The sequence below is a fragment of the Nonomuraea sp. NPDC049400 genome (assembly GCF_044466425.1).
GTDB lineage: Bacteria > Actinomycetota > Actinomycetes > Streptosporangiales > Streptosporangiaceae > Nonomuraea.
The window spans coordinates 1-22,178 of sequence record NZ_JBITMP010000076.1; the positions used below are offsets into that span (position 1 = coordinate 1).

Sequence of the window (22,178 nt, forward strand, 5' to 3'; positions counted from 1 at the left end):
AACCATGATCCCTGCCATTCACCAGCAGAGATCACGCCCAACTGCGCCAGGCCATCCCCTTCTACCTGGGAAAACAGGATGGAATCCTCTCATTGCGGAAGCTTGATCAAGTGGGCCCGCAACCGCCAAGACCCCGACGATTTCGACGCCGCCGTCCGCGCGATAGCTGACCAACTCGGCAGATCCCGTCAGCTCGTGAATTACCAGCGTCGGCGCACCGCTCTCGCAGACTGGTGTCTCAGCCCAGACGACTGGACGCACATCCTCCTCGAAACTAACTGCAAGTTCCGTGTCGATCTCGGTGACCGTGAACGGCAATTTGCGTCCATCATCGTCTGGACGCAGGTCACCTGTGGTGAGTTCGCTTTTGCCCCTCGCCCCATTCGCGATCAGCAAGCCGCTCAAATTCAAAGAGGAGCGTGGCGCGGAAGACCCGCCCCGCGAGGGTGGCCTTTCCACCTAACCAGCCCCGAATCAGCATCTCCTAAATATCTTGTGCTTAGACAGGTACTTGACGCCTACGCCAACGAACTTGCTGTCCGGGTTGACGAGGGCGCCGTGGTCCCTAACGGCAGCGCCACCTGACAGTCACTGTCCCCCCAGCGACGACGTGCAACCCCCAGCTACAGATGGCGGTTGAGGGGAGATTGAGCTCGCGATTCTCCGGAGTCCCCAACTTTCAGTTGGCGGGGATCCTCAGGTTTAATTGGCGGATTCGTACCTGATCACGGATCATGACCTCATAGGGAGATGTGTTGCTCTCGGACTATCAGCAGCGGTTGCGCGAGCATGTTCTGGCGGCTCCCGTCTGCCAGGCCCCGGTGCCCTGGAAACCGGTGTGGGACAACAGAACGCCCATCGGTGGCCTCATGGGTATAGGCTTCGCCGTCCATCCAGAGACCAGACGCGATCTGGTCATGGTCGTTTCTTCTGGGGGCCACGGACTCTTCGACGCGGTCAGCGGCGAGAAGATCGCCCGGGACCGCGACCTCGACACCGGCACACCCGACGCCTCCCCGGACCTTACCTGCCCTGGCCTCGGGCCGATCGCAGGCAGTCGGGTGCACATCGCCGGCAGCCTCTTCGGTGGCGGCCTCCACAGCACCACCACGGACGGCTGGGCCCTCGACGTCGTCAGCCCCGAATGGCCCAACCACCGCGTCCTGCTTTCTGCAGACGGCGACATATACAAGGACCCACCGGGAGAACGCTGGTGGCACATCTTCCACTCCAACTACTCCACATTCCGCGCCGCCGGATTCTCGCCCTCGGGCCTCACCCTCGCAGTCGCCACCAGCAGCGACCTCACCCTTTGGGCTCGGCCAACCCTCAACTTCCGGACATGAATACCGAGATTTCGCCTGCCCCCGCCCGCACATCCGCCAAGTACAACTGGGAACCGCCGTCTATAGCTGGGGGTCGCAACGACGCTGCGACTACTGGCCATAGATGGCGGCTGGGAGAGAGATCAGCCTGCGGGGTCGCACGGATTCCCAGGTCTACTTGGCGGGAGGCCCCAGGTTTTCTTGGCGGCGAGAAAGGGCGAGCCGACGCCGCAGCAGGTCGATCTCGGTGATGATCACGGTGACCTTGTCGCCGATCTGAACCCCGTCGCCTGACGCCTCGACAGTCGGACCGGCGAGTTCGCTGAGACGGACCAAGCCTTCGACGCCGTCGATCACGCGGACGAAGACACCGAAGGGCACCACCTTGGTGACCGGGCCGCGCAGGATCTGCCCCACGTGAGCATGGCGTGCGAACTGCTGGAACGGGTCGGGCCGGGTGGCGCGCAGCGACAGGCGGGCTTCGACGTTGTGGGTGTCGAAGCCGAGGAATTCGCAGTTGATGTGCTCTCCCACGGAGACGACCTGGGATGGGTCCTCTCCGTGGCGCCAGGACAGCTCGGGTATGGCGATGAAGCCGACGCCGGGAAAGACAGGATGGTCGGGGGCGTCGTCCAGATCGACAAAGACACCGAAGCGTTCGATGGCCGCAACGGTGCCGGACAGCCGCTGTCCCGGACGCAGCACCTCAAGATACGCCCATAGCTGGGGGTGCTCAGTCCTTACGAATGCTGCGAGGGATTGATCGTCTTCCGCCGTCCCCATGGCTCCAAGGCTCCCACGAACGCCAGGAGATCTGCACGCCCCCACCCAGCCGCCAAGCACAACTGGGAACCGCCATCCACAACTGGGGGTCGCAGACGCTTCGATCACCGGCTCGCTTGGGGCCAACTATCGCTCCCAGAGGCCATCTATCGTTCACAGACTCAGCGGCCTTCGAGACTGGAGTTTGAGTGCAGAAATTGGCGCTAGGAACGTGATCTTCGTTCCGGTCAGTGACTGCTCTCGTTTGTCCTGGTTGACGGGCCTACGTTCCAGGTCCATGCCCTTCGAATTCCTCTCCCACGAGCAGGTCGCCCGCGACGGACGCTTCCCCGACGAACCCTCGCCGGCGGAACTGGAGCAGTTCTTCCGCCTGGACCGCGCGGCCCTGGAGGCTCTGGCGACCAAGCGCCGCCCGACGATGCTGGGATGGGCGGTGCAGTGGGGGACGGTACGGATGCTCGAGGTGTTCCTGACCGAGGACCCGCTCGTGGCGCCTCCCGGCGCGGTCGCTTTCGTTGCCGAGCAGCTTGACCTCGACCCGGCCTGCCTGGCCGGTTATGGCCAACTTGTACGTGGCTCTGCACTTGAACCCGTACGCCGACAAAGGGTTGCCGGACGCCTTCCCAAGCGACAGTGTGATCGGTGTGCTTGCCTCTCTCGGCTGCCCGTCCTGCTTGGCCCCTGCCGGCCACAAGTGCCGCCGTCGCGACGGTCGCCCCCGGCCGCCGCACCTTGACCGCGCGGCCCTGGTCCTGGCCATGCTTCTCCTGACGTGGATCACGGAGCGCTTCACGACCGCCGACGTCGCCAACAACCTGCTGCTGTTGATCGAGACCGAACACGCCCTGCGCCCGCATCGGGACTCCGGCAAGACGCGCGGCTTCGCCACACCACCGGGCTTCGGCGATGATGAGGACGACCCGGACGACGAGGCCCGGCGTCGGGCCCCCGAGTGGGAACAGGAAATGCTCCTGCTCGCGGCGCGCCTGCAAGTCAGCGTGCAGAAGATCCTGGCCACCCTCAACGGCCGCAGCCTCAATCTGACCAGCGAGCGCGACCAGGCGGGCGCCTTCTACGCCACCCTGGTCCACCTCCGTCGCGCCATCGACATGCTGCCCCAGGGCGAGAACGATCCGCCTGGGCCGTTTTCGCTGCGTGACCTCCAGCGCTGGCAGGATCGCGCCTCAACATCCAGTTGGTCACGCGTGCCCGCCAACGCGATGATCGCGTCCGCCAACTGCAGATCCTCGACATGCCGCCAGCACGGTGGCAGATCACCCGTTACGACCGCAACGGCCACTTCCAAGCCCGACTTGAGGACGGGCCTGCGCTGATCGGTCCTCGCTACGGGGGCTGGGCTGCGGTGCCCGACGCCGTTGCCGGCCTGCTGCGCGCCTGGAGTGTTCCGGCCCGCCGTCCTGTCGACATCATCTGGGAGTGCGGCACTCCACCGTTTCCCGTCGAAGTGCTGCCCTACGGCGGCTGGCTGCCCGAGCATCGCGGCAACGACCCCGACCACCACCGCGGCATCCACCATGAGACCCACAAGCTCTGGCACGACCATCTCGACGAGCATCGGGCTCGCTTCGCCTCCTACATGCGCCAGGTGCAACGGGGCTGGCCTGACCGGACGACCGTGGCCGACTTCCTGGAGCGACGCACCGCCGAACTCAATGCCTCCGAGCCGCCGGCACCCGACCTCGACCAGCTGCTGGAGCCCACCTATCGTCATCACCACGAGATCGGCCCGAACTCCTCCGAACTGATAGGGCTAGGTGCCACAGCTACCTGCGGGTGGATCGACCCGGCCGCTGTCGCCAACGTGGGCTACCGGCGCTGGAACAACTTCGGCGGCCACCGGCCCGACGCCGTCTCCGCCCTGCTCACCGCCTTGCTGGACATCTCCGTCGAGGAAGCCTTGGGAGTCTGGAGCCTGGCTGAAGAGCCGATCTGTGTTCAGCGCATTCCTGGCCCCACCGGGCCGCTCTACACGCTGGGCGAGAACGGCGCCCACCGGCTGACGACCGCTCGCTTGGCCTCCCTTCCCGGCATCTGGGCCACCGTCGACCAGCCCGCGCTCCCGCTCCAGGTCCATCCTCACCAGACGGGCATCCATGGCGATGACGCCGCCCGCCAGCTTCTCACCTGCTGGCGCTGCCTCCTGGCCCGGGACCTGGTCGCCGGTCACATCGACGAAGACTCCCGCTGGCCCTCATTGAGCACTCTCCACCTCGACGACGCGGCCGCCATCTGGCTCCTGGCTACCCCCAAGCAGGCCATCGCCTGGGCCGCCACCTACAACCGCGTCTACCCCGGAGCGCTGGAAGCGCTCGACATCACTCCCGAGGCATACGCCGACGAACGCGCCTGGGCCACCTGGCTGGCCGCCGCGCCCTAAGAACGGTCTTTGCGTACCGCCCTAGCAATATTTGACCTCGCATGTACTAAATGAGAGTTTTATCCGGTATTGGCTGGCCGATAGAACCAGCGCATGGTCCTGCCCCGTTACCAGCCGAAACATGTCCAGGCCCGCCTGCAGGGACTGGACGAGCGCTGCCCGAGCTGAGCCGTCATGGCGAACACTCGGGCTCGCGTGCCCATGGCGATCGCCCCGATGCTGGCCAGGAGCACGACCGGGTTTCCGCACGGGCGGCCCGGAGACTATGCGTACGAGCCGAAAATGGACGGCTTCCGTTGCCTGGCCACGACCGACAGCGACCGTGGCGTACACCTGCGGTCCCGGCGTGGTGCGCGAATGCCCGCAGGCACCATCCTCGACGGTGAGATCGTCCGCTGGTCCGGCAGCCGGCTGGACTTCGCCGCATTGCAGCGTCGGCAAGCGGCCGGGCACCGCGGCGGCAGTGCTGGCCCGTTCGGAGTCCTGTCACTACGTCGGGTTCGATGTGCTGAGGTTGCGCGGGCGGAACGTTGGTGTTCTGGCGTTGAGCATGCACACCCGCGATGAGGCCGAAGCGCGAGTCTGGTACGAGACGATGCACGTGGCCAGCGTGGAAGGGCTGGTGATCAAACCGGTCCGCTCGCACTACGAGATGGGCGTCCGGGGCTGGCAGAAGTACAAATACCGCGCCAGCGCCGAGTGCGTCGTCGGGGGTTATGTGGGCTCGCCGCGACGGCCGAGCGGGCTGATCCTCGGACGGTATGACCGCACGGGACGGCTGCGTGTCGTCGGGCGCACTACCCGGCTCACCACGCAAGCGGCGGCGGAGCTCGCGCCGCTGTTCGTCCCCGTTTCCGGTGCGCATCCGTGGCCGGTGCCGCTGCCGCCGGGCTGGGCCGGCAGTCCGTACGGGCAGCATGAACCGATCACCTACACGCCGGTCCAGCCCGAGGTGGTGGTGGAAGTCCTGGTGGACACGGCCGTGGAGAAGGGCAGACATCGGCACCCCGTGAAACTCCTCAGAGTGCGTACCGTCCTTGAGCCTGCTCATGTGATCGAGCAGCGCAGTGCCGTGGCCTGAATCAGCTGCGTCCTTGTGGAATATCCCCCTCGGATCGGCCCGACCGGACGCAAGGTAGCTCTGCGTAATCGAGGGCGGGTTGCTCAGGCGTCCTCGGCGGTGAGAGGGAGAATCGGCAGTGCTTCCGGGCGAGTGGGCGCTGGTGTCGAAGATGTCCCAGTAGGCGGCCTTGATCTGCGCATGATCGCTCGCGCTGACCTTGGAGAGCACGTTGCGGCATTTGTGAATCACGCAGCGCTGCCGCAGCGAAGCGCGGCAGTAAGACAGCCGGGCGCGGCCGGAGCCGTCGAGGTCGCCGGGCGGCAGCACGACGCGGGCGCGCCGGTCGGTGAGGAACACCGGCCCGCCCCGCACCTCCTGGCCACGTACAGGAGGTGCGGGGCGTTTGGGGCAGGAGCGGGGCGATGTTGGCGAGATCAGCCCCTCAGGCAGAACGGCCGGCCCCCTGCCGGCCCGAGCGGCTGGCCCATGAGCGCGGCGGTTCAGCGCTGGTCGTCTGTCGTGGGCAGGTGCTGGGTGGGGCAGGCGGCCGCCAGCGCGTTCAGGGCCTGCTGCTCGGCGGGGTCGATGGACAGCTGCCAGCGGGTCTTGATCGCGGTCCACTCGGCGGCATACCGGCAGCGGGCCGGCTCGTACGGCGGCTGCTAGGTCGCCACATCCTGATCGGCTTTGGACCTGTTGCTGCGGGCGGTAACCGCGACGAGGTGCCAGGGCTCGTCCAGGTCGTTGGCGTAGGCCTCGCGCTGGGCGGCGGTCCAGTCGTAGGCGCCGGAATCCCACGCTTCGGCCAGCGGGACCAGGTGGTCCACGTCGAGCCGGGCGGCGTCGTCGACGGTCTGGTCATCGTAGTAGGAGAGCCAGGACCCGCCCGACAGCTGGCAGCCGGCCCCGACCTGGGGCGGGGTAATGGCTTCGTCGATGAGGACCTCGGCACGGGTGTTGCAGCCGTCGTGGTCGGCGTCGACCCAGTGGCGGAACGAGGTGCGCTGGTAGCCCTCGCGCCGCTCGATGGCCACCGGCAGGGCGGTGACCGCATCGGCCAGCAGCGGCCCCTCCGCGCGCTGCGCCGCCGCCGGGGGCTCGTGCTGGGTCGGGCGCGCGGCCGTCGCGGCGGCGGGAATGGGGGTGACAGCCATCAGGGTCATGCTGACCATGAGGGTCGCGCCGACGAGAGTGGCGCTGATCAGGGAGCTGCGCCATGGGGGGTGGAGCATGCCGGTCCCTCTCACAGATAACTACACACAGCACCGATTGGATACTGAATGTAGCGGCAGTGGTCTGAGCGATCTCTACCTGCGCGGTGACAGCCCCGTGCCTTCGTTCTAGCGGGCCAGCAAGGCCTTGATGCGGGCACGCCCCGCAGGGGGTGAGAACCGCGTACGCCATGGCCGTGGAGCGGTTATCTATCGGCTGCCGGCAACGCCGTGACCGCTTCTCCTCCGGCGCCTCCCGGGCGATTGACACGCCGACGTGCTGGTTCACCACGGGGATGCGCGTTGGGGAGGCCGGGGACAAGATGACCCTGTGGGTGGGCGCACGCAGGCAGGTGCTGGCGGGGCTGCGCGAGCGCGCCGAGCGGCTAGAGCTCGAGCAGGCGGCTTGGGCCGAGCAGACGCGGGCGCGAAGACCCGTCCCGTCGGTGGGGTGCACAGGCCCAAGGACGACCACCAGGTGCCGGGCACTCGGCCTACCGGTCGACTCGCAAAGCGGGTGTAGCTATCAGGCGGACCATCAGCATCGGCAAGGTCAGCTACACCTCGGGCGGTATCTGGAAAGACCGCCTTCCCGATGGCAAGAGCTGGCTCAAGACCGGCGACATGCCCGGGGGCGCCGGCGGTTTCTACGGGCAAGGTCATCAACCCTGCAGAGCCGGGAACGTTAGCCGCGCTGGTCAAGAGGGGCAAGTTGGGCGGCAGCACCATTACAGGAAAGATCACGTTCAAGGAATTGGAGAAGGTGTCGCGCTGGTTCGACGCGTCTATCCCGCTGCGCATGCACGACGACACGAAAGTCACCTACACCCTCAGCCTCACCTCGGCCGGGCTCGTGAGCAGGGTGAGGAGCTCGTACGCGGCAACGGGGGTGTTCGACAAGAGCGGCTTCGACGGCAAGACGATCACGATCGACAGCCGCTTCACCGGGTGGAGCGTCAAGGTGTCGATCAGAACCCCGGACCCGGAGACGGTGACCACTGACGCGGGTTCCTGATTGTTCCGGTGACGGGGGTCTGGGCCTTCCTTCGCAGCGGGGGCCACCTCTTGTGGGCACGACGATCCAGGAGGCGTTCTCAGCGATCTCGTCTGCTGTGCAGTGCTCGGGTGCGCCTGCCGGCGCCGACAGCGGCTGTGCTATCGGGGATTCGGGCCTAACCCTAGACATGGGTGAGCCCTGCACGCCTAGCCTGAGAGTTGTCGAGTTCATCAGGGCAGAGGAGCAGGGCTATGGCTGACGGTAACACGCCCATGAGCTTTGGAGAACGCCTCCGGTTCTACCGGGACCGCGCCGGCATGACCCGTCCCGTTCTCGGTCAGCTATGCGGACGCTCAGGAGAATGGGTTAAGGGGCTCGAGAACGGCGGGATACTCATGCCGCGTATGCACCTACTTCTCCGCATCGCCGAAGTGCTCGGAGTCGAGGACCTTGCGGACCTGACTGGCGAGCAGAGGCTCACCAGCGCCACCTATGGCAAGCGCCGCCACGAGCACGCCGACCGCATCGGCCACGCTCTTGCCGTTTTTCCCATCGTCTCCCCAGATCGTGAGCCGTTGTCGGCCGACGCCCTGGCGGCGAACGTTCGCCAGGCGTGGATGGTGTGGCATGGCTCCCCTCAGCACCGCACAGCCATCGCCGCCGTTCTGCCCCGCCTTCTCGATGACGCCCGCACATCTGCCAAGCTGCTGGAGGGGCGCGACCGGCGTAACGCCCTGGCGTCCCTGGCCCAGGTGTACCACCTCGCCCAGCTCTATTTCAGTTTCCAGCCCATGCACGACCTGGTCATGCTGACAGGCGATCGTGCCATGCATGTGGCCCAGGATGCTGACGACCCGCATGCCATCGCCGCAGCCGCCTGGTACGTGAATCACGTCTATCGCGACGCCGCGATCAACGCGGAAGCTCGTATCGAACTCGCGCACCAGGCCACCAGGCTGCTGCGGCCCGAGAACGACGCGGATCGCCCCCTGTGGGGGCTCATGCACCTGGCCATCGCGCTGTCGCATGCGAAGACTGGCCGCCGCGGCGACGCTGAGCGGCATTGGGGGCTGGCGCACGATGCCGCGCAGACTCTCGACGGGCATCATCCGTGGCTGCTCTTCGGCAAGGACATGGTGGACGCGTACGCGGTCACCATGTATGCCGACCTGACAGTCGCTCACGAGGCGGTCCGTCAGGCTGACCGGATCACCATCGCTCTGCCTTCGGCTACGCGCCGGTCCTTTCACACCATCGAGGTCGCTCGCGCTTATCACCTGAAGAACGAGCCGTTGGCGACCGTGCACCTTCTCAACAAGGCATACGAGATCGCGCCTGAGACGATCGGCTACAACCTCTTCACCCGTGCCGTCCTTGCGGACCTCGGCGCCCACGGTGGCACGACGGTCCGTGATGACGCTCGCGAGCTGGCCGGCAAGCTTCAGCTGCCCGTAGCGAGCTGAGCAGGGGTAGGAACTCTACCTGTGTTGAGGGGTAGGAACCCTACCCCTCAACAAGGGGGTAGGAACTCTACCCCTGGTCCGCGCGCACCGGTGAGACCGTTTAACCGTGCCCACTGACTCATCGGTCTTCTGGGGATCGGTTGATGTTGCAAGCCGCATCTCGGTGTACTGTCCAAGCCTCTTGGGGCGGGCTGTCGATGTGTCGTTGGCGCATACGCCGCTCTGGCGACTGCGCGTAAATCGGCGGGACGTGCAGTCGCACCGCTTCCTTGACCCGAGGGCCCTACGATGACAGTCGCACCAGAGCCTCATGGTGACGCCGCGCGAAAGCTCGATCATCTCCTCCGGCCGTCCATCCCCCGGTTCTACGACTTCGTTCACGGTGCCGGCAAGGACGCCTTGTTTCCTGACCGGGACGCCGCCGCTCAAGTGACCGAAGTCGTTCCCGAGCTTCCGGACGTGATGCGGCAGAACCGGTCGTGCCTGGAGCGGGCGGTGGACAAGCTGGCCAAAGACGGCTTCCGCCAGTGGCTGGACATCGGCGCCGGTATACCCGAAAACCCGCTTCTGCATCACATCGCCCAGCAGCGCCAACCGGGCGCACGCTGGATCGCGGTGGACAACGACCCGCAGGTCTTCATGCACGGCTGGACGGTCCTCGACCACAAGCACCTCGTAGAGGCTGATCTTCGCGATCCTGGCATCATCCTGGACGCGGCTCGCAAGCGCCTCGACTGGTCGGAGCCCATCGTCCTCCTGGGCGCGGTGCTGCACTTCGTGCCCGACAGGGACAAGCCTCGCGAGATCATGGCCGCCTTTCGGGACGGCCTACCTGAGGGAAGCTGCGCGGTCGTCACGCACGCGACCGGGCACAACAGGGCGGGCGAGGTCTTGCCGGACGCGTTGGCTGGCGCGGAGCGCTACCGGGAACTGGTCAGTCCGGACTTCACGCTGCGGTCCCCCGAGGAGTTCGCGGCGCTGCTGGACGAGTGATCGTGAGCGTGGCCGTTACAGCCCGGCGGCTAAAGCGCAGTAGCTGCCGGCAGGCCACGTTCATGGCGCAGCCAGTGGGCGAGCTATCTCCCCAAGACAGTTCCTCGCTGCCTGCCCGCTGCAGCGTGGGCCCGAGCTTCGGAACGGGCACATTCCTTCGGGCCCACGCCGTCAGTCCTTCGCGCCCTGCGGACGGTCGAGACGTGCCGGCCCGCACCCGCGACGCGTGCACCGGCACCTGGCGGCCAACCGTGCCGCACCCCAGCGACGAGCCTTGTTCTGTCCTGCGGGTGCGAGACCACAATCCAATCTCCACCGCACCCAGGAGGGGCAGTGAACGACCACGTGGAATGGGAGCGCATTCCCAGCTCCATCCGTGACGCCGTCATTCAGGGCCACACCGGCCCGATACGCAAAGTGCAGAGCATCGCCAGCCCGCGACCGGGGGCCACTCTGCGCGTGTACGGCGAGAAACAGGACATGTTCCTCAAGGCGATCCCGCTGACCGACAACACGCGCCAACTCTACGAGCGGGAGCGGTGGGCAGGCCTGAACCTCCCGCCAGACGCTCCCGTACCCAGGATGGTGTGGAACGCCATCATCGAGCGCTGGCTGGTGCTGGCGTGGGAGCTCATCAACGACCACGCCGAGCACGCCTACCTGGCGCCGGACTCGACGGACGCCGAACTCGTCCTGGAGGCCATGCAGCGGCTGGGCAAGCTGCCGTGCCCGGATGGTGCCCGGCCCGTGGCGGACCTCGTCACTGAGCTGCGGACGAGGGCAGACGCCATGCTTGACCTGCCGCCGACGGAACTGCGGGGCCGCGACCTATACATGACCGCGCTCGAAAGCTTCGATGCCGAGGCGCTGGACGGGCAGGCGCTACTGCACGGCGATCTCAGCCCGTGGCACCTGCGCATCAAGGACGACGCCGTCCACGTGGTGGACTGGTCGCAGGCGTGCCAGGGCGCCGCTTACGTGGATCTGGCCTTCTTCGCCCCCCACCTCGTCGAGGCCAGGCACTCCTGCGAGCACGCCGACGCGATGCTGTCCTCCCTCCCAGGGTGGACGGAAGCGCCTGCCGCTCAGTTGGCCGGCCTGGCAGCCTTGTGGACGTTGGCCCACCTGGAACGCGCCGCGAACGGGCCCAAACACCGCCGTCCCAGCGAGATCCACCTCGCCAACGCGGGCCGGGAATGGCTGGCCTCCCGGCTCTGACCAGACGCCCGAGAAAACCCTCTGGCGATGATCGTGGCGCGGCGAACCGCACGGTGCAGCCCCTTCGGGGGGTTGCTGCACCACGCCGCGCCAAGGTGCGGACGGCCCGGTGTTGTCGTCCCCGCCGTACCGCACCACCGGCGCAGGCCAGGCCTTCACCGTCGCCGCCCACACCTGGCCTGCGCCCCTCTCCCACATCTGAACAGCGATGCTCAAGGACCGGTTCCATGACCATCGAGACCATCGCACACCTGCGACTCCAGCAGCTCCACGGGCTGTGCACCACCTACCCGACGTACCGCATCCATTTCGGCTACGACGAGCACGAGCGCCTGAAGTGGACCGCTCGACTGCGCACCCCCGTAAGGAAAGGGATCCAGCGCGCCGGCGTCCCCGTCATCACCCGGCCCGACGCGATCGCGCTCGCAACGGCGCTGGCCTGGCAGGCGCCGCCCATCCACCGCCGGCCCGTCCCGCATGCCTGAGGCACAGATGTATGAGTGGAAGCCCCACACCGCGGAGACCTATTGGCGGGTGGTGGAAGCCTCCTGCTGTGAGGAGTTCCGGCTGTGCCATGAGCGTGCGTCCTACTTCGTGTTGCGGCGCGGTCCAGGGCGCTACGACGAGGAGACCGGCAGAGGCAACTACATCCACGCGCTCGGCGTCTGGCAGGAGCTCGCCGCAGGCCACCAGCACGAGGCCGTAGTCACATCTGACCGGAGATTCCCGCTGCGGCGCATTCCGGCAGGTCAGCAGCTTCCAAGAAAACCGTGCCCGCGGAAGCTCTGGAGCCGGGGACTCCCGAGAACACGGCCCAGGCGAGCGGCGGACGACCAGCTCAGCACTCCCGATATGACCAGCACACCCGAGCACCAGGAAAGGCCACGTTGTGATGACCTGGGTTCAGGCCCTTCTCCTGCTGTGGGGGACCGGCACCGCAGTGAGTGTGATGCCAACGGCGGCGGCCTTGTCCCGGCTCACCTCGCGGGATCCACAGCAGATGTGTAAGGGATGCCAGGCCCGCCGCCGTATGCACCTCAAGAACGCCAGCGAATGGCAATGGTGGGGACGGATAGGTGCCGAGCTCATGCTCGTGGCCGCCGCGTCCCGCTGGCCGGTCGCGCCTCTGCTGCCTAGCCTGCGACGGCTGATTGGCGCCGAATCCCCGCCCCGGTGTGTTGGCGCAACCTGCGCGGCGCACAGGCAATACGTCTCTGCCTGACCAGGCCCTGCTGCTGCGGGCTACGCCCCCGGGCTCGCCGCAGCTTCCCCGCCCTGGGTGCCAGCCGCCCCAGGGCGGACTCGGCGGCCGTGAGACGGGGCCCACCCCCGAGAACCCGTCTCACGGCCGCTCAAGAAGGCCTCGGCAGTTTCTCCAGCAATAGTCAGTACACCGACCGGCCGCGCCGGCTGCCGGCTCCTAGGACGATCTCGAGCAGGCTTTCCCCTCGCACCGAGCGCGCTGAGGTAGATCGGCTCAACGCCGTGTCGAGCGCGGCACCTGCCGCCCCGCCTTCACCGTGGTGTCGTCGTGCAACCTGGTGGTGAACACCACGGTGGCGTGCAGCGGCCCGTGCAACACCCCGGCCTTAAACATGTCGGGATCGGCCACATCCAACGACACGAACAGGGACGCCACCAGCGGATGCCGCATCGGCGACGACCACCCCTTCTGCCAGTGGCCGGCCACCTGCTCCAGCCACTCCTGTACGCGCTTGTGCGGGTCGTATAGGGCGTCGGCGAGGAGTTGCGCCCACGCTGCAGGCCGGGTAGCAGCTTCGCGTTGGGCAGGTCCTCCGGCGCTTCCAGCTGCTCGGCGAACTCGATCTGGTCGCTTCGGGTCGTGGCTTCCAGCTCCTGCAGTACCAGCCATTGCCCGGCCACGAGTCGCAGCATCGCCGCCGGGCCAGGTAGTGGGGAGTCATCCCCGCGATGCTGCGCATGGCGAGCGCTACGTTGGCCAGCTGCTCCGCGGCGTCGAGCTGGGCACGCATTTCCGCGATCCAGTCGATAGCCACGGTCACGGTCCCCCGCCCGCGCCGGTCGACGCCGCGGCGTCCAAGAACCGGAGCAGGTCGGCGGGCCGGTCGCGCCTGTCATGTCCTCGCTTCCGGGACACGAGCCGGCGTGTCACCCGGTCGCAGTCGCGGACCGCGCGCTGCGGCCCTGTCTCGGTCAGCACGTGCTGCCCGGAACAGCAGAGCGCCATCATGCCGGTGTGCCACCCGGACGCCTGCGAACCCGGCGTACTGGTAGAGGCGGCGCATCAGACAGCCTGCCGGCCACAGGGTGACGAGCCAATGCCTAGTGGTGGACTCGTCAGAGGGGGACGACATCGGGGTTTCCCTCTCTCTGGTTGGGAGAGGGAGCGTAGAAGATCGCCGCGCTTACGTCCCGGGGCTTGTCGCTGGTCCATTTCTTGGAGCTTTGCCGAGCTGAGCGGGGGCGTGACATCATGAGCAGCGAGGCCGGTCACGCCAGGCCCAACTCCGACGCCGCCAGCGCCCACGTAGCAGGCGGCATCCGAGGACAAGAGGCCATCGCCTCCCGTGACGAGAGATCAGCCGACCCGCCAGACGCGTCCGTTTCCGAGTGCTGGCCGGTGACGTGGGAACCTGCCAGAGAACACGGAGACCGTCATGGTGGATGTGCGTAAGCGCCTCGTCCGCGACCTTCAAGACGCCCGCCCTGGGATGAAGCACACCGAGGCTGTCAGGTCGCTCGACCAGGCTGCCGCCCTGCGGCCCGACCCGCCGCTGGCCTGGGCGCGGCTCGTCCCGGACCAGGACCGGGGATCCGCCGGCATCACCTACTGGAAGGCCGAGTACAGGCCGATCGGCGGAACCTGGGGGGCCAGGTTCTCCCCCAGTTGGGTGCTGCCGACCACGCCCACCTTCGCTGCGCAGCTCCTCGAAAGCTTCGACCTCGAGGGCTGGACCTACCCCGGGCCCTGGCCGGCCGACGCCCCCAACGAGGCGATGATCCTGCCGCTGTGGCGCAGCGAGCGCGGCCAACGCGAAGACGACCTCGAGGCGATCTACAAGGCGGTCGGCAAGACCTACCACTCCATCCAGGAGTTGTATGCCGCTGCCGTCGCCGACGCCCTGGACCGTGCCGGTATATCGGTGTCCGACTATTGGGCCGACCCCAACGAGCCCCGCGAACTCACCCTTCAGCTGGAGTTCGCACCCGGCGGCTACGAGGAACTGTACATCGCATGGCGGGAGGACCGTGGCTGGTACTGGGTGCCCTACAGCGACGCTGGGGAAGCGCTCGGAGACTTCGCCAAAGAACTCGACTGCGACTTCCTCGCCCTGCCCGACGACGTCGCCGCCGCCGTCCTGAACGGCGCCACCAGCGCGGACAAGCCCGCCACCGAATCCTGCCTTTGGACGCCCCCCGACGGCTACAAGACCAACCCCAACCCCCCCCGAAGACGAGTTGGACTACTCCGTCGAACTCGAAGAATCGCTGGCCGCCTACGCTACCCACCCGACCAACCTCTAAGAGCTGGCGTATCTGGCGCTCAGTCGGCTGGTGCGGCCCACCACGCGTAGCCGGCCGCCGCAAGGGTCCGGACCGCGCGGATCATGGCCCTCCCGCAGGGCACAAGTGCAGTGGTCACGCATGGTGGGGGCCATCCGTTGCTCGAACTCATGCTCCGATGATGCGCCACCTGCGGAAAGCACGTCAGGGCACGGGTCAGCCGGCCGGGCCACTAACCACGGTTCCCCTCCTCGCCCTGAAAAAGCCCAAGCGGCGGGCCTGGGTCAAACCGAGCCCGGCCAGGCTGTGTTCGTCACCCGCGAGCGGTGGCGGACCGGCGACATCCACACCCTCTTCAGAGCAGGCCTGCTGCAGGTCCTCGCCTCCAGCAGTGGGCCGGTGGATGGCCCGCACACCGTCGAGCCGTTCGCGACCGCACCTGCGCCTCCTGCTCGAAGATCGCCTCAGGCTCTATCGCGCCGACAAGCGGCGCATGGTCGAGCTCGTGAGCGGCCGCAGGTCAAGATGCCTCCGACTGCACCACCCGGACTGACCGGGAGGCGCGGTCCTGTCATCTTGGTTCGAGCACGACGAGTGGCTCCGATGTCCCCGGCGCGCCGTCTATGCCCAGCCGAAATGCTTCATGACGGCTTCGATGCCGCTCTGCAGTTGGCTCTGTTCGGCATTGGTCAGCGGAGCCTGATCGCAGTATGCCCCGACGAACGCTTCCCGGACGAGCTGGCTCGTCGGCTCCCAGTCGTGGAAGCGAGTTCCGAGCAGCGCTGTCGCTTTGGCCAGGTCCGACACCCTTGAGCGATAGGTCACCTCCTCGAAGTCGAGGACTGCCGTGATGCTCGTCCCGTCATGAAGGAGGTTGGCGGACCGGAAGTCATTGTGGACGAGCTGCTCATGCCGGGCCGACGGGCCGCCGCCGATGTGGTGGGGGTAGGCAGCCATCGCTTCGTGGAGCGTCGCCAGCATCCGGCCCGCCTCGATGACCTGCGCCGGATCTCCTACATCGAGAAGATCGCCGTCGATGACGGGAAAGACGCCGAGCGAAACGTCATCCAGCTCTACTCGAAGGCGCCCGTCTCTTGCCGGAATCGGAGCAGCAACAGGGATGCCGCAGCGGTGAAGCCACATGGTAAGGGTTGCCGTATCGGCCAGGCGCTGGAACAGCTTTGAGTCGACGGACCATTTCGCGATGAGGCGTATGTCATCGGCCGTGATCCACGCCAGCAGGTTTCCGGCACTGATGACCAGGCGCTCGCAGTCATCAACCGTGATGGCCCAGGTGTCCCAGAGGGTGTCACCCACCCAGCCGGCCGCGGAAACAGCGTCGGCGAAGCCAAAACGCTGGCTGAGAGCTTCTTTGGGGTCAACTGACTCCCACAGCATGCTGAGTTGAGGCGTGGCCTTCATGGTCTGGCAGTCCATCACATTGGATCGCGCCGTATGGTTCTGTTCGGGAGAACCGGTCCGCGCGACCTGCGAGGCAAAGGAGATGCCCGAGGTTTGCGGGCGGGCCGTTTGCTGCGTGGTTTCGCCCCAGATACCGCGTTGGCTGACGGCACCGTACCAGCGGCTGCCCGGGTTCCGGCCCGAGAGGCGAGCGAGCTGAACCATTGGCGGTGCTCCCGTGCCACCCAAGCACCACCGGGGGATGAGCGCAGACAATACGCCTGTTGGGGCGTCCATTCGTCCTCGTCTCCACCGCTATGGGAACGTCTCCGCACGAGGCTTGATCGCCGAGAGCGTCAACACAAGCACAACACCACCTAAAGAGCTTTTGGATATTTCTGCACTAAATAAGGGTTTTATCCTGATTGGACGGCCGATAGAAGCAGCGCATGGCCACGCCTCTCCACCAGCACAAACACGCCCGCACGCGCCTCCGTGGCCCAATCGATCCGGAACTCGCCAAGAGAGTGGACAGCTTCCCCCCAGGCAAGCCCGGCCAGTGGGCCTACGAACCCAAGCTGGACGGGTTCCGCGCGCTCGCGGTCATCGACAGCGGCCGCGGGGTGCATGTGCAGTCAAGGCGCGGTGCCCGCTTCAACGAGATCTTCCCTGAGATCGTGTGGGCCGTCTACCAGCACATTCCCGCGCGGACCATCCTGGACGGCGAGATCGTCCGATGGAACTCCGCGGGCAGGCTCGACTTCGGCGCGCTGCACCGCCGGAACGTAGCCGGGCGCCGCCGAGCCGCGGCCCTCGCCAGTTCTGAGCCGTGCCACTACGCCGTGTTCGACCTGCTGCGCCTGCACGGGCAGGACGTGACGGGACTGCCGCTGCGCGAGCGCCGCGCTCTGCTGGAGGAACTGTTCGCGCTCATCCCGGCGGCCGGCGTTCTCGCTCTGGGCATGCAGACGCTCGTCGAAAGCGAAGCGCGAACCTGGTACGAGTCGATGCACGTGGCGGGGGTCGAGGGCCTAGTCATCAAGCCGACCGGATCCCGGTATGAGAGCGGGGTGAGGGGGTGGGCGAAACTCAAGCGAAGAGCCAGCGCGGAGGCCGTGGTCGGGGGTTACGTCGGCCGTGCGAAGCGGCCGAGCGGCCTGCTGCTCGGCCGGTACGACAACGCCGGACGGCTACGCGTGGTGGGCCGGACCACCCAGCTCACCGCGAGGGCAGCCGCCGAGATCGCCCCTCTGCTCAGCCCTGCGGCCGGCGCGCACCCGTGGCCGGCGACGCTGCCTCCCGGCTGGGCTGGCAGCCCCTACGGCCAGACAGACCCCATCACCTACACCCAGGTGGAGCCCGACCTCGTGGTGGAAGTCCTCGTCGATACGGCCAAGGAAGGTCACCGGCACCGACACCGCGTGAAGTACCTGCGACCTCGCATCGACCTTGATCCTTTGCAGATCGAGGAGCGCGACGTCGGAGCATGAGGTGCCGCGTGGGTCACCCCTGAAGCCGGAAGAGCAGACCACCCGACGCATACGCTTCCAGCCGAGAACAGAGACGAGCCCCGATCGGCACCGCACCGACCTCTCCACAAGTCCCAAAGGTTCGTGGCGACTTGTCCCCATCCCGTGGCGGCCCAAGGAGTCTGAATCTATGCACCCCGAAAGCGGTAGCGCGTGGTGCATAGATCACATTCTCATCGACTCTGACTCGGCGAAAGGGCCGCCTCGGACGAGGTCAGAGCTTCAGGAGAGCGTCGAGGAGTTCAGCGTTCGCCTCGACACCGTGCGTGAGCGTCAGCCCGTGGTGCGGAAGTGCCTGTAGGTGCGTGGCGGCTCGGGCGCGGGAGGAGTCATGGCCGCCGATCGGGGCTTGTACGAGCTGGAAGATGTCGGGGTAGCGGTCCTCGGCCTTGGCCATGAAGTCGTCGTCGGACAGGATGCGCGCGGACTGGGTCAGGCGCGGCTGGTCGGCCGCCGCGTCGACCTGCGGGAACAGCAGGGCGGCCGCGTCTCCTTCCTGTGCCATGCCGACGCCGAACCAGTCGGTGAACTGCACCGGCCAGATCTGTGCTTTGAGTTCTCTGCCGCCATCCCACAACGGATTCCGGCGTCCCTGCAAGAGGGCGTCCGTGACCCGCGCATCCTGTGTCGGGTGCAGGGCTTCACCGGCGAGGAGCCGCTCCCGCACGATGTCGTACCAGCCGAGCGCGTCCAGCAGACCCAGCCCGACGGCGGCGGCCGAGGGCCACGGCAGGACGCGCACCCGGCCGTCGTCCTCGGCGCGGACGAACACCCGGTCGTTGGCGAGCAGTTCCCACGCGCCGGCCCGGGTGAGCGTGAGCGCGGTGGTGGTCTTGCCGGAGCCCTTGCCTCCGAACGCCAGCATCACGCGGTCCTTGCGGGAGATCGCGGAGGCGTGCAGGAGCGACCAGCCGTCCCGTATGAGCTGGCCGCGGACCATCTCGCGGGCCAGGCGGGCAACGGCGGTGGCCAGAGTCTCGGAGTCGCATCCGGTGATGTGGAGCATCCCGATCTCGGGGTGCGAGCGGTAGGCGAGCCGCTCTGCGGGGCACACCGCGGTGATCGCCCCATCGAGGTCTGCCAGCAGCATGTGCTTGCGGGCGTAGGTGACGTCCCGGTGCGGTGCGCGGGTGATGCGGTCGGCGAGGGCGTCGTACTCGTCGTCGTCGATGCGGGCGGCGACGCCGGGTATGTCGTACGCCTGGTCGGCGGGAAGGGTGGCGACGTCCCACGACGGCGCGTAGTAGCGGCGGGCCCAGTCGGTGGTGGCGGCTGGGCCGGTGATGCAGATCGCGGCGTTAGCGATCCGGACGTGGACGGCTGTGGCGTCAGCCTGCAGCGTCATGGGCGGGCTCCTTCGTGTCTGCGGTGGTCAAGATGGTGAAGGCGGCGGCGAGTTTGGCCGCCGCGGCGTGCAGTTGAGTCGTCTCCTGCTGGGAGAGGTCGGGTAAGCATGGTTCCGCGCGGCCGGCTTGGAATCGGATGGGCTGGCCGAGCCACACCCCGTCGCGCCACGGCCGGCACAGTTCGACCGTGCCGTCAGTGTCTCCCAGCGCGTGCCGCAGGGCGGCGAGGACGGCGCCGGCCGGGCCGGTGCGGGTGCGGCCGATGCCGGAGCTGATCCGGCCCGGCCGCTGGTTGAGGGCGGCGCGGATCGATGTGAGCGGGATGGGCGCGGGCGGCGGGTGGCCGGCCACCGTGGTGGTGGAGGCGCAGATGACGGCGTGGTCGCCGTGCTCGCCGATGACGTGCCCGCGGATGTCGGCGGCGGGGACACGCCAGTGGTGCGCGAGCAGGAGCCGGTAGCGGGCCGAGTCCAGGTTGGAGCCGACCCCGTAGACGCGGTCGTGGCCGGCGTGCTCGCCGACGATCCGCGTCATGAGGTCCACCGGGTTGGTGACGACCAGGACGACACCCGGATGGTCGCGCACGAGGTCGCGGGCGATGTCGCGCAGGAGCGGCGCGTTCGCGGCGGCGCCGCCCATCCGCACGTCTGCCTGGTTGGTGTTGGTGAAGCGGGCGCGTACGGCGATCACGAGGGCGTGGCAGGCGGTGAGGTCGCGCGGCAGGCACGCCCGCGGCCGGGCCGGGGAACCGAGCGTGGCCCGCATGTCGTCCAGGTCGGCTGCGAGCGCGCGGGCCTGCTCGAGCGTGCGGGAGGCGATGAGGACGTCGGCGGCGAGGCCGGAGGCGACGAGCGCGCCCGCGACGGCTTGGCCGACCGCGCCGGCGCCGAGCACTCCCACAGAGCCGAGCACTCCCACAGGCAGGCCGTTCACGCCGCCATCACCGCCTGCAGGGTGCGGGCCAGCGCCGACTCCCACACGCTGGCCGTGCGGTGCAGGTCCAGCGCGGTCGCGGCCTTGTGCACGACGGTGGCGACCAGCAGGGGCTGCCGCGCGACCGCTGCGCCCTGGCGGGGGAGCGCAAGGTCGGGCGGCGCCGTCAGGTAGCTGGAAACGATGTTGATCGTGTCCATGAGCCACAGGGCGGTCAGATTCCGTATCCAGCGCTGCGCCTGGGGCATGGGCTGGGCGTGCTGGTCGACAAGCGCGGCCACGCCGCTGTAGACCTTGCCGAGCGCGGCCAGGTCCATCTCCGTCACGGCCTGCAGGAGCGTGCGGCTGACCAGCCGGGCGAGGTCCTCACCGTGCCATGTGCAGCGCAGGCCCGGGTCCAGCAGCAGGAGCTGGCCAGAGTCCGGGTACAGGACGTGCTCCGGCTTGAGGTCGCCGTAGACGAGCACCGCCGGCGAAACGGGCGGACGGCGCCGCAGCAGGACGCCGATCGAGGCGCGCAGCAGCGCCACGACGGCGCGGCGCTGCTCGGGCGGGCAGCGGTGCTCGCCAATGGACCGGATATAGGCGTCGCCGTCCGGGCCGCCGAACTTGCGGGCGAAGGTCGCAGCGATCCCTCTCTGCTCGATCACGCCGGGCAGGCCTCGCCGGTCCACCCGGCGCAGGCCATCCAGCTCCTGCATGACCTCGCCGAGAAGGTCGGCGGTACTTTCCGGCGCGGCGGCCAGCACATCGGCCATGGACGGCCCGCTGGCCGCAGCAGTGAACAACACCGCCCCATGGACCCCGGCCAGCTCGCAGACCCGCGGCCGGCCGAGCTCGGCGAGGAACCCGAGCTGGCCGGCCTCGCGCCGCGGCAGGTTGTCAGGGCGGGCCGCGTAGAGGCGTTGCTCGCGCGCCACGTCCTCGAGCGGCCCGTAGAGGCCGCGCAGGAGAGACACGAGCGACACGCCCAGGATCGACACCTTGGCGTACAGGTGGCGCTCGCCTACCTGGATGCGCTCCACGTAGCCGGTGATGGTGGGCACCTGGCAATGCACGAGGAAGCTTTCGCCCGGCCATAACGTGGCGGCGGCGTCTTCGACTTGCCCGGCCGCGCAGCTGATCAGGTCGGCGGCCGGGATGGAGCCGGCCGCCGGGCCGGTCGTCGTGCCTTCTTTGATCACTTCAGCCTCCGGTGGGATCCTCCGTGACGGAGTCGAGCTGTGGTGCCCGTGGCCACGAGAGAGTTTCCGTCCTCCCCGCCTCGCCCCCTCTCCACGAGGGCGGAGTCCGGGTCATCTCGTGGCCACGGGGGTGGTGCCTGGCGGGCCTCGGTCGGCCGTCCGGTGGAGGGCGGCCGACTGGGACGGGGGTGGTGCGAGGCCCGCCAGCGTTCGCGTGGTCATGAGGTCGCGCAGCTCATCGAGTGTGGGGGCGTCGATGGTGTGGCATTCGCGCGGGTCTGCGCAGTACCACGCGGTGTAGGTTGCGTCCCCACGGCCGCCACATGATGAGCCATCCGGGGGAAGTGCTCATCAGCGTGGCGGCCTGGGCGTGCGCGTCGAGGTCAACGCGGCGCGGCGGCACGGCGCGTGTCCGTCTCGGTGACAAGCGTGGTGGACAAGGGCGTGATGAGTCCCTTGGCCAGGAGCTCCGCGATGGAGATGGTCCGGATCGCGGTGTAGGCCTCGGCAAGCCGAGTGGCCGCCCCTTCGACGCTGTGGGCGTAGGTGACCAAGGGCTGTCGCCGGGCACCCGTCATGTCGGGGACGGTCCACCAGATGACCTGATCGACGTGGACGACAAGCCCAGTGAAAACGCGCACGACGACGCCGCAGGGCAAGGTCTGCGCGTTAGCGGGGATGTTGTGGCGCAGGGCGAGCAGGTCCACCAGCTGCGAGGCCGCGCTCAGGGCCTGCTGGTGTTCTTCCGGTAGCGCATGGCGTGGTGTCACGTGGTCTCCTCCCGTCCCGTGATCAGGAGCTGGGGTCCTCGGCGTTGTGATGGGATTGCCGAGGCTGCCTGGTCCGGT

At 67.8% G+C, this 22,178-nt stretch carries 22 protein-coding genes; 14 read left to right on the top strand and 8 right to left on the bottom strand.

Features of this window, described 5'->3' with window-relative positions; all coding sequences use genetic code 11:
• Both ACIBVN_RS55295 and ACIBVN_RS55300 read left to right on the top strand, forming a co-directional pair.
• Positions 1–585: hypothetical protein (locus ACIBVN_RS55295; protein WP_397150059.1), on the top strand; the 585-nt coding region annotated here is incomplete at its 5' end.
• 170 nt (positions 586–755) lie between these two features.
• The gene (locus ACIBVN_RS55300) at positions 756–1,346 is read left to right on the top strand and encodes a hypothetical protein (protein WP_397150061.1); all 591 of its coding nucleotides are present in this window, start codon (positions 756–758) and stop codon (positions 1,344–1,346) included.
• A gap of 153 nt (positions 1,347–1,499) precedes the next feature.
• On the opposite strand, the gene ACIBVN_RS55305 is transcribed toward ACIBVN_RS55300, so the two are convergent.
• Positions 1,500–2,108, bottom strand: a complete 609-nt coding sequence (locus ACIBVN_RS55305) for a S1 RNA-binding domain-containing protein (RefSeq protein WP_397150063.1) — start codon at positions 2,106–2,108, stop codon at positions 1,500–1,502.
• Between the two features lie 277 nt (positions 2,109–2,385).
• Here ACIBVN_RS55305 and ACIBVN_RS55310 point away from each other — a divergent pair, with 277 nt between their 5' ends.
• From ACIBVN_RS55310 to ACIBVN_RS55330, 5 genes are all read left to right on the top strand, one after another.
• Entirely contained in the window at positions 2,386–2,844 is a 459-nt protein-coding gene (locus ACIBVN_RS55310; RefSeq protein WP_397150065.1) for a DUF4158 domain-containing protein, read from the top strand.
• 22 nt (positions 2,845–2,866) lie between these two features.
• Positions 2,867–3,442: a hypothetical protein gene (locus ACIBVN_RS55315; RefSeq protein WP_397150067.1), complete on the top strand. Its 576-nt coding sequence runs from the start codon at positions 2,867–2,869 to the stop codon at positions 3,440–3,442.
• A gap of 29 nt (positions 3,443–3,471) precedes the next feature.
• Positions 3,472–4,506 carry a hypothetical protein gene (locus ACIBVN_RS55320; RefSeq protein ID WP_397150069.1) on the top strand — a complete coding sequence of 345 codons (1,035 nt, stop codon included), beginning with the start codon at positions 3,472–3,474 and terminating at the stop codon, positions 4,504–4,506.
• Between the two features lie 550 nt (positions 4,507–5,056).
• Entirely contained in the window at positions 5,057–5,587 is a 531-nt protein-coding gene (locus ACIBVN_RS55325) for a hypothetical protein (RefSeq protein WP_397150070.1), read from the top strand.
• Positions 5,588–6,055: 468 nt separating this feature from the next.
• Positions 6,056–6,235, top strand: a complete 180-nt coding sequence (locus tag ACIBVN_RS55330; RefSeq protein ID WP_397150072.1) for a hypothetical protein — start codon at positions 6,056–6,058, stop codon at positions 6,233–6,235.
• Here ACIBVN_RS55330 and ACIBVN_RS55335 read toward each other — a convergent pair.
• Positions 6,232–6,801, bottom strand: a complete 570-nt coding sequence (locus ACIBVN_RS55335; protein WP_397150074.1) for a DUF1524 domain-containing protein — start codon at positions 6,799–6,801, stop codon at positions 6,232–6,234. The genes ACIBVN_RS55330 and ACIBVN_RS55335 overlap by 4 nt on opposite strands.
• Positions 6,802–7,492: 691 nt before the next feature.
• Here ACIBVN_RS55335 and ACIBVN_RS55340 point away from each other — a divergent pair.
• The 5 genes from ACIBVN_RS55340 (at position 7,493) to ACIBVN_RS55360 (ending at position 11,936) form a co-directional block, all read left to right on the top strand.
• Complete coding sequence (locus tag ACIBVN_RS55340; RefSeq protein ID WP_397150076.1) at positions 7,493–7,795, top strand: hypothetical protein; 303 nt, start codon at positions 7,493–7,495, stop codon at positions 7,793–7,795.
• Positions 7,796–8,028: 233 nt separating this feature from the next.
• Positions 8,029–9,240, top strand: coding sequence for a helix-turn-helix domain-containing protein (locus ACIBVN_RS55345; RefSeq protein ID WP_397150078.1), 1,212 nt, complete (start codon positions 8,029–8,031; stop codon positions 9,238–9,240).
• A 288-nt stretch (positions 9,241–9,528) separates the two neighbouring features.
• On the top strand, positions 9,529–10,233 hold the full coding sequence (locus tag ACIBVN_RS55350; protein ID WP_397150080.1) for an SAM-dependent methyltransferase: 705 nt from the start codon (positions 9,529–9,531) through the stop codon (positions 10,231–10,233).
• Positions 10,234–10,566: 333 nt separating this feature from the next.
• Complete coding sequence (locus tag ACIBVN_RS55355) at positions 10,567–11,451, top strand: hypothetical protein (protein WP_397150082.1); 885 nt, start codon at positions 10,567–10,569, stop codon at positions 11,449–11,451.
• A gap of 227 nt (positions 11,452–11,678) precedes the next feature.
• Entirely contained in the window at positions 11,679–11,936 is a 258-nt protein-coding gene (locus tag ACIBVN_RS55360; protein ID WP_397150083.1) for a hypothetical protein, read from the top strand.
• Between the two features lie 992 nt (positions 11,937–12,928).
• On the opposite strand, the gene ACIBVN_RS55365 is transcribed toward ACIBVN_RS55360, so the two are convergent.
• Complete coding sequence (locus ACIBVN_RS55365) at positions 12,929–13,141, bottom strand: hypothetical protein (RefSeq protein WP_397150085.1); 213 nt, start codon at positions 13,139–13,141, stop codon at positions 12,929–12,931.
• A gap of 949 nt (positions 13,142–14,090) precedes the next feature.
• On the opposite strand from ACIBVN_RS55365, the gene ACIBVN_RS55370 reads away from it, so the two are divergent.
• Positions 14,091–15,008 (top strand): DUF6292 family protein, encoded by a 918-nt coding sequence (locus ACIBVN_RS55370; RefSeq protein WP_397150087.1) that lies wholly within the window; start codon positions 14,091–14,093, stop codon positions 15,006–15,008.
• 550 nt (positions 15,009–15,558) lie between these two features.
• Here ACIBVN_RS55370 and ACIBVN_RS55375 read toward each other — a convergent pair.
• Positions 15,559–16,563 carry a phosphotransferase enzyme family protein gene (locus ACIBVN_RS55375; RefSeq protein WP_397150089.1) on the bottom strand — a complete coding sequence of 335 codons (1,005 nt, stop codon included), beginning with the start codon at positions 16,561–16,563 and terminating at the stop codon, positions 15,559–15,561.
• A 224-nt stretch (positions 16,564–16,787) separates the two neighbouring features.
• Between ACIBVN_RS55375 and ACIBVN_RS55380 the strand changes: the two genes are divergently transcribed.
• Positions 16,788–17,828 carry an RNA ligase family protein gene (locus ACIBVN_RS55380; RefSeq protein ID WP_397150091.1) on the top strand — a complete coding sequence of 347 codons (1,041 nt, stop codon included), beginning with the start codon at positions 16,788–16,790 and terminating at the stop codon, positions 17,826–17,828.
• A 253-nt stretch (positions 17,829–18,081) separates the two neighbouring features.
• Here the strand turns inward: ACIBVN_RS55380 and ACIBVN_RS55385 are convergent, their stop codons facing one another.
• From ACIBVN_RS55385 to ACIBVN_RS55400, 4 genes are all read right to left on the bottom strand, one after another.
• Positions 18,082–19,212: a hypothetical protein gene (locus tag ACIBVN_RS55385; RefSeq protein WP_397150093.1), complete on the bottom strand. Its 1,131-nt coding sequence runs from the start codon at positions 19,210–19,212 to the stop codon at positions 18,082–18,084.
• Positions 19,196–20,146 (bottom strand): NAD(P)-binding domain-containing protein, encoded by a 951-nt coding sequence (locus ACIBVN_RS55390; RefSeq protein ID WP_397150094.1) that lies wholly within the window; start codon positions 20,144–20,146, stop codon positions 19,196–19,198. The genes ACIBVN_RS55385 and ACIBVN_RS55390 overlap by 17 nt, the downstream gene beginning before the upstream one ends.
• Positions 20,143–21,330, bottom strand: a complete 1,188-nt coding sequence (locus ACIBVN_RS55395) for a hypothetical protein (RefSeq protein ID WP_397150096.1) — start codon at positions 21,328–21,330, stop codon at positions 20,143–20,145. Before ACIBVN_RS55395 ends, ACIBVN_RS55390 begins: the two co-directional genes overlap by 4 nt.
• 383 nt (positions 21,331–21,713) lie before the next feature.
• Positions 21,714–22,100 carry a hypothetical protein gene (locus ACIBVN_RS55400; RefSeq protein WP_397150098.1) on the bottom strand — a complete coding sequence of 129 codons (387 nt, stop codon included), beginning with the start codon at positions 22,098–22,100 and terminating at the stop codon, positions 21,714–21,716.
• Positions 22,101–22,178 lie beyond the last annotated feature (78 nt).

Coding starts and splice junctions, on each gene's coding strand:
- ACIBVN_RS55305 (WP_397150063.1), bottom strand. CDS start 2,108: ATGGGGACGGCGGAAGACGATCAATCCCTCGCAGCATTCGTAAGGACT.
- ACIBVN_RS55380 (WP_397150091.1), top strand. CDS start 16,788: ATGGCCACGCCTCTCCACCAGCACAAACACGCCCGCACGCGCCTCCGT.
- ACIBVN_RS55345 (WP_397150078.1), top strand. CDS start 8,029: ATGGCTGACGGTAACACGCCCATGAGCTTTGGAGAACGCCTCCGGTTC.
- ACIBVN_RS55375 (WP_397150089.1), bottom strand. CDS start 16,563: ATGGTTCAGCTCGCTCGCCTCTCGGGCCGGAACCCGGGCAGCCGCTGG.
- ACIBVN_RS55350 (WP_397150080.1), top strand. CDS start 9,529: ATGACAGTCGCACCAGAGCCTCATGGTGACGCCGCGCGAAAGCTCGAT.
- ACIBVN_RS55385 (WP_397150093.1), bottom strand. CDS start 19,212: ATGACGCTGCAGGCTGACGCCACAGCCGTCCACGTCCGGATCGCTAAC.
- ACIBVN_RS55330 (WP_397150072.1), top strand. CDS start 6,056: ATGAGCGCGGCGGTTCAGCGCTGGTCGTCTGTCGTGGGCAGGTGCTGG.
- ACIBVN_RS55370 (WP_397150087.1), top strand. CDS start 14,091: ATGGTGGATGTGCGTAAGCGCCTCGTCCGCGACCTTCAAGACGCCCGC.
- ACIBVN_RS55325 (WP_397150070.1), top strand. CDS start 5,057: ATGCACACCCGCGATGAGGCCGAAGCGCGAGTCTGGTACGAGACGATG.
- ACIBVN_RS55335 (WP_397150074.1), bottom strand. CDS start 6,801: ATGCTCCACCCCCCATGGCGCAGCTCCCTGATCAGCGCCACTCTCGTC.
- ACIBVN_RS55315 (WP_397150067.1), top strand. CDS start 2,867: ATGCTTCTCCTGACGTGGATCACGGAGCGCTTCACGACCGCCGACGTC.
- ACIBVN_RS55360 (WP_397150083.1), top strand. CDS start 11,679: ATGACCATCGAGACCATCGCACACCTGCGACTCCAGCAGCTCCACGGG.
- ACIBVN_RS55310 (WP_397150065.1), top strand. CDS start 2,386: ATGCCCTTCGAATTCCTCTCCCACGAGCAGGTCGCCCGCGACGGACGC.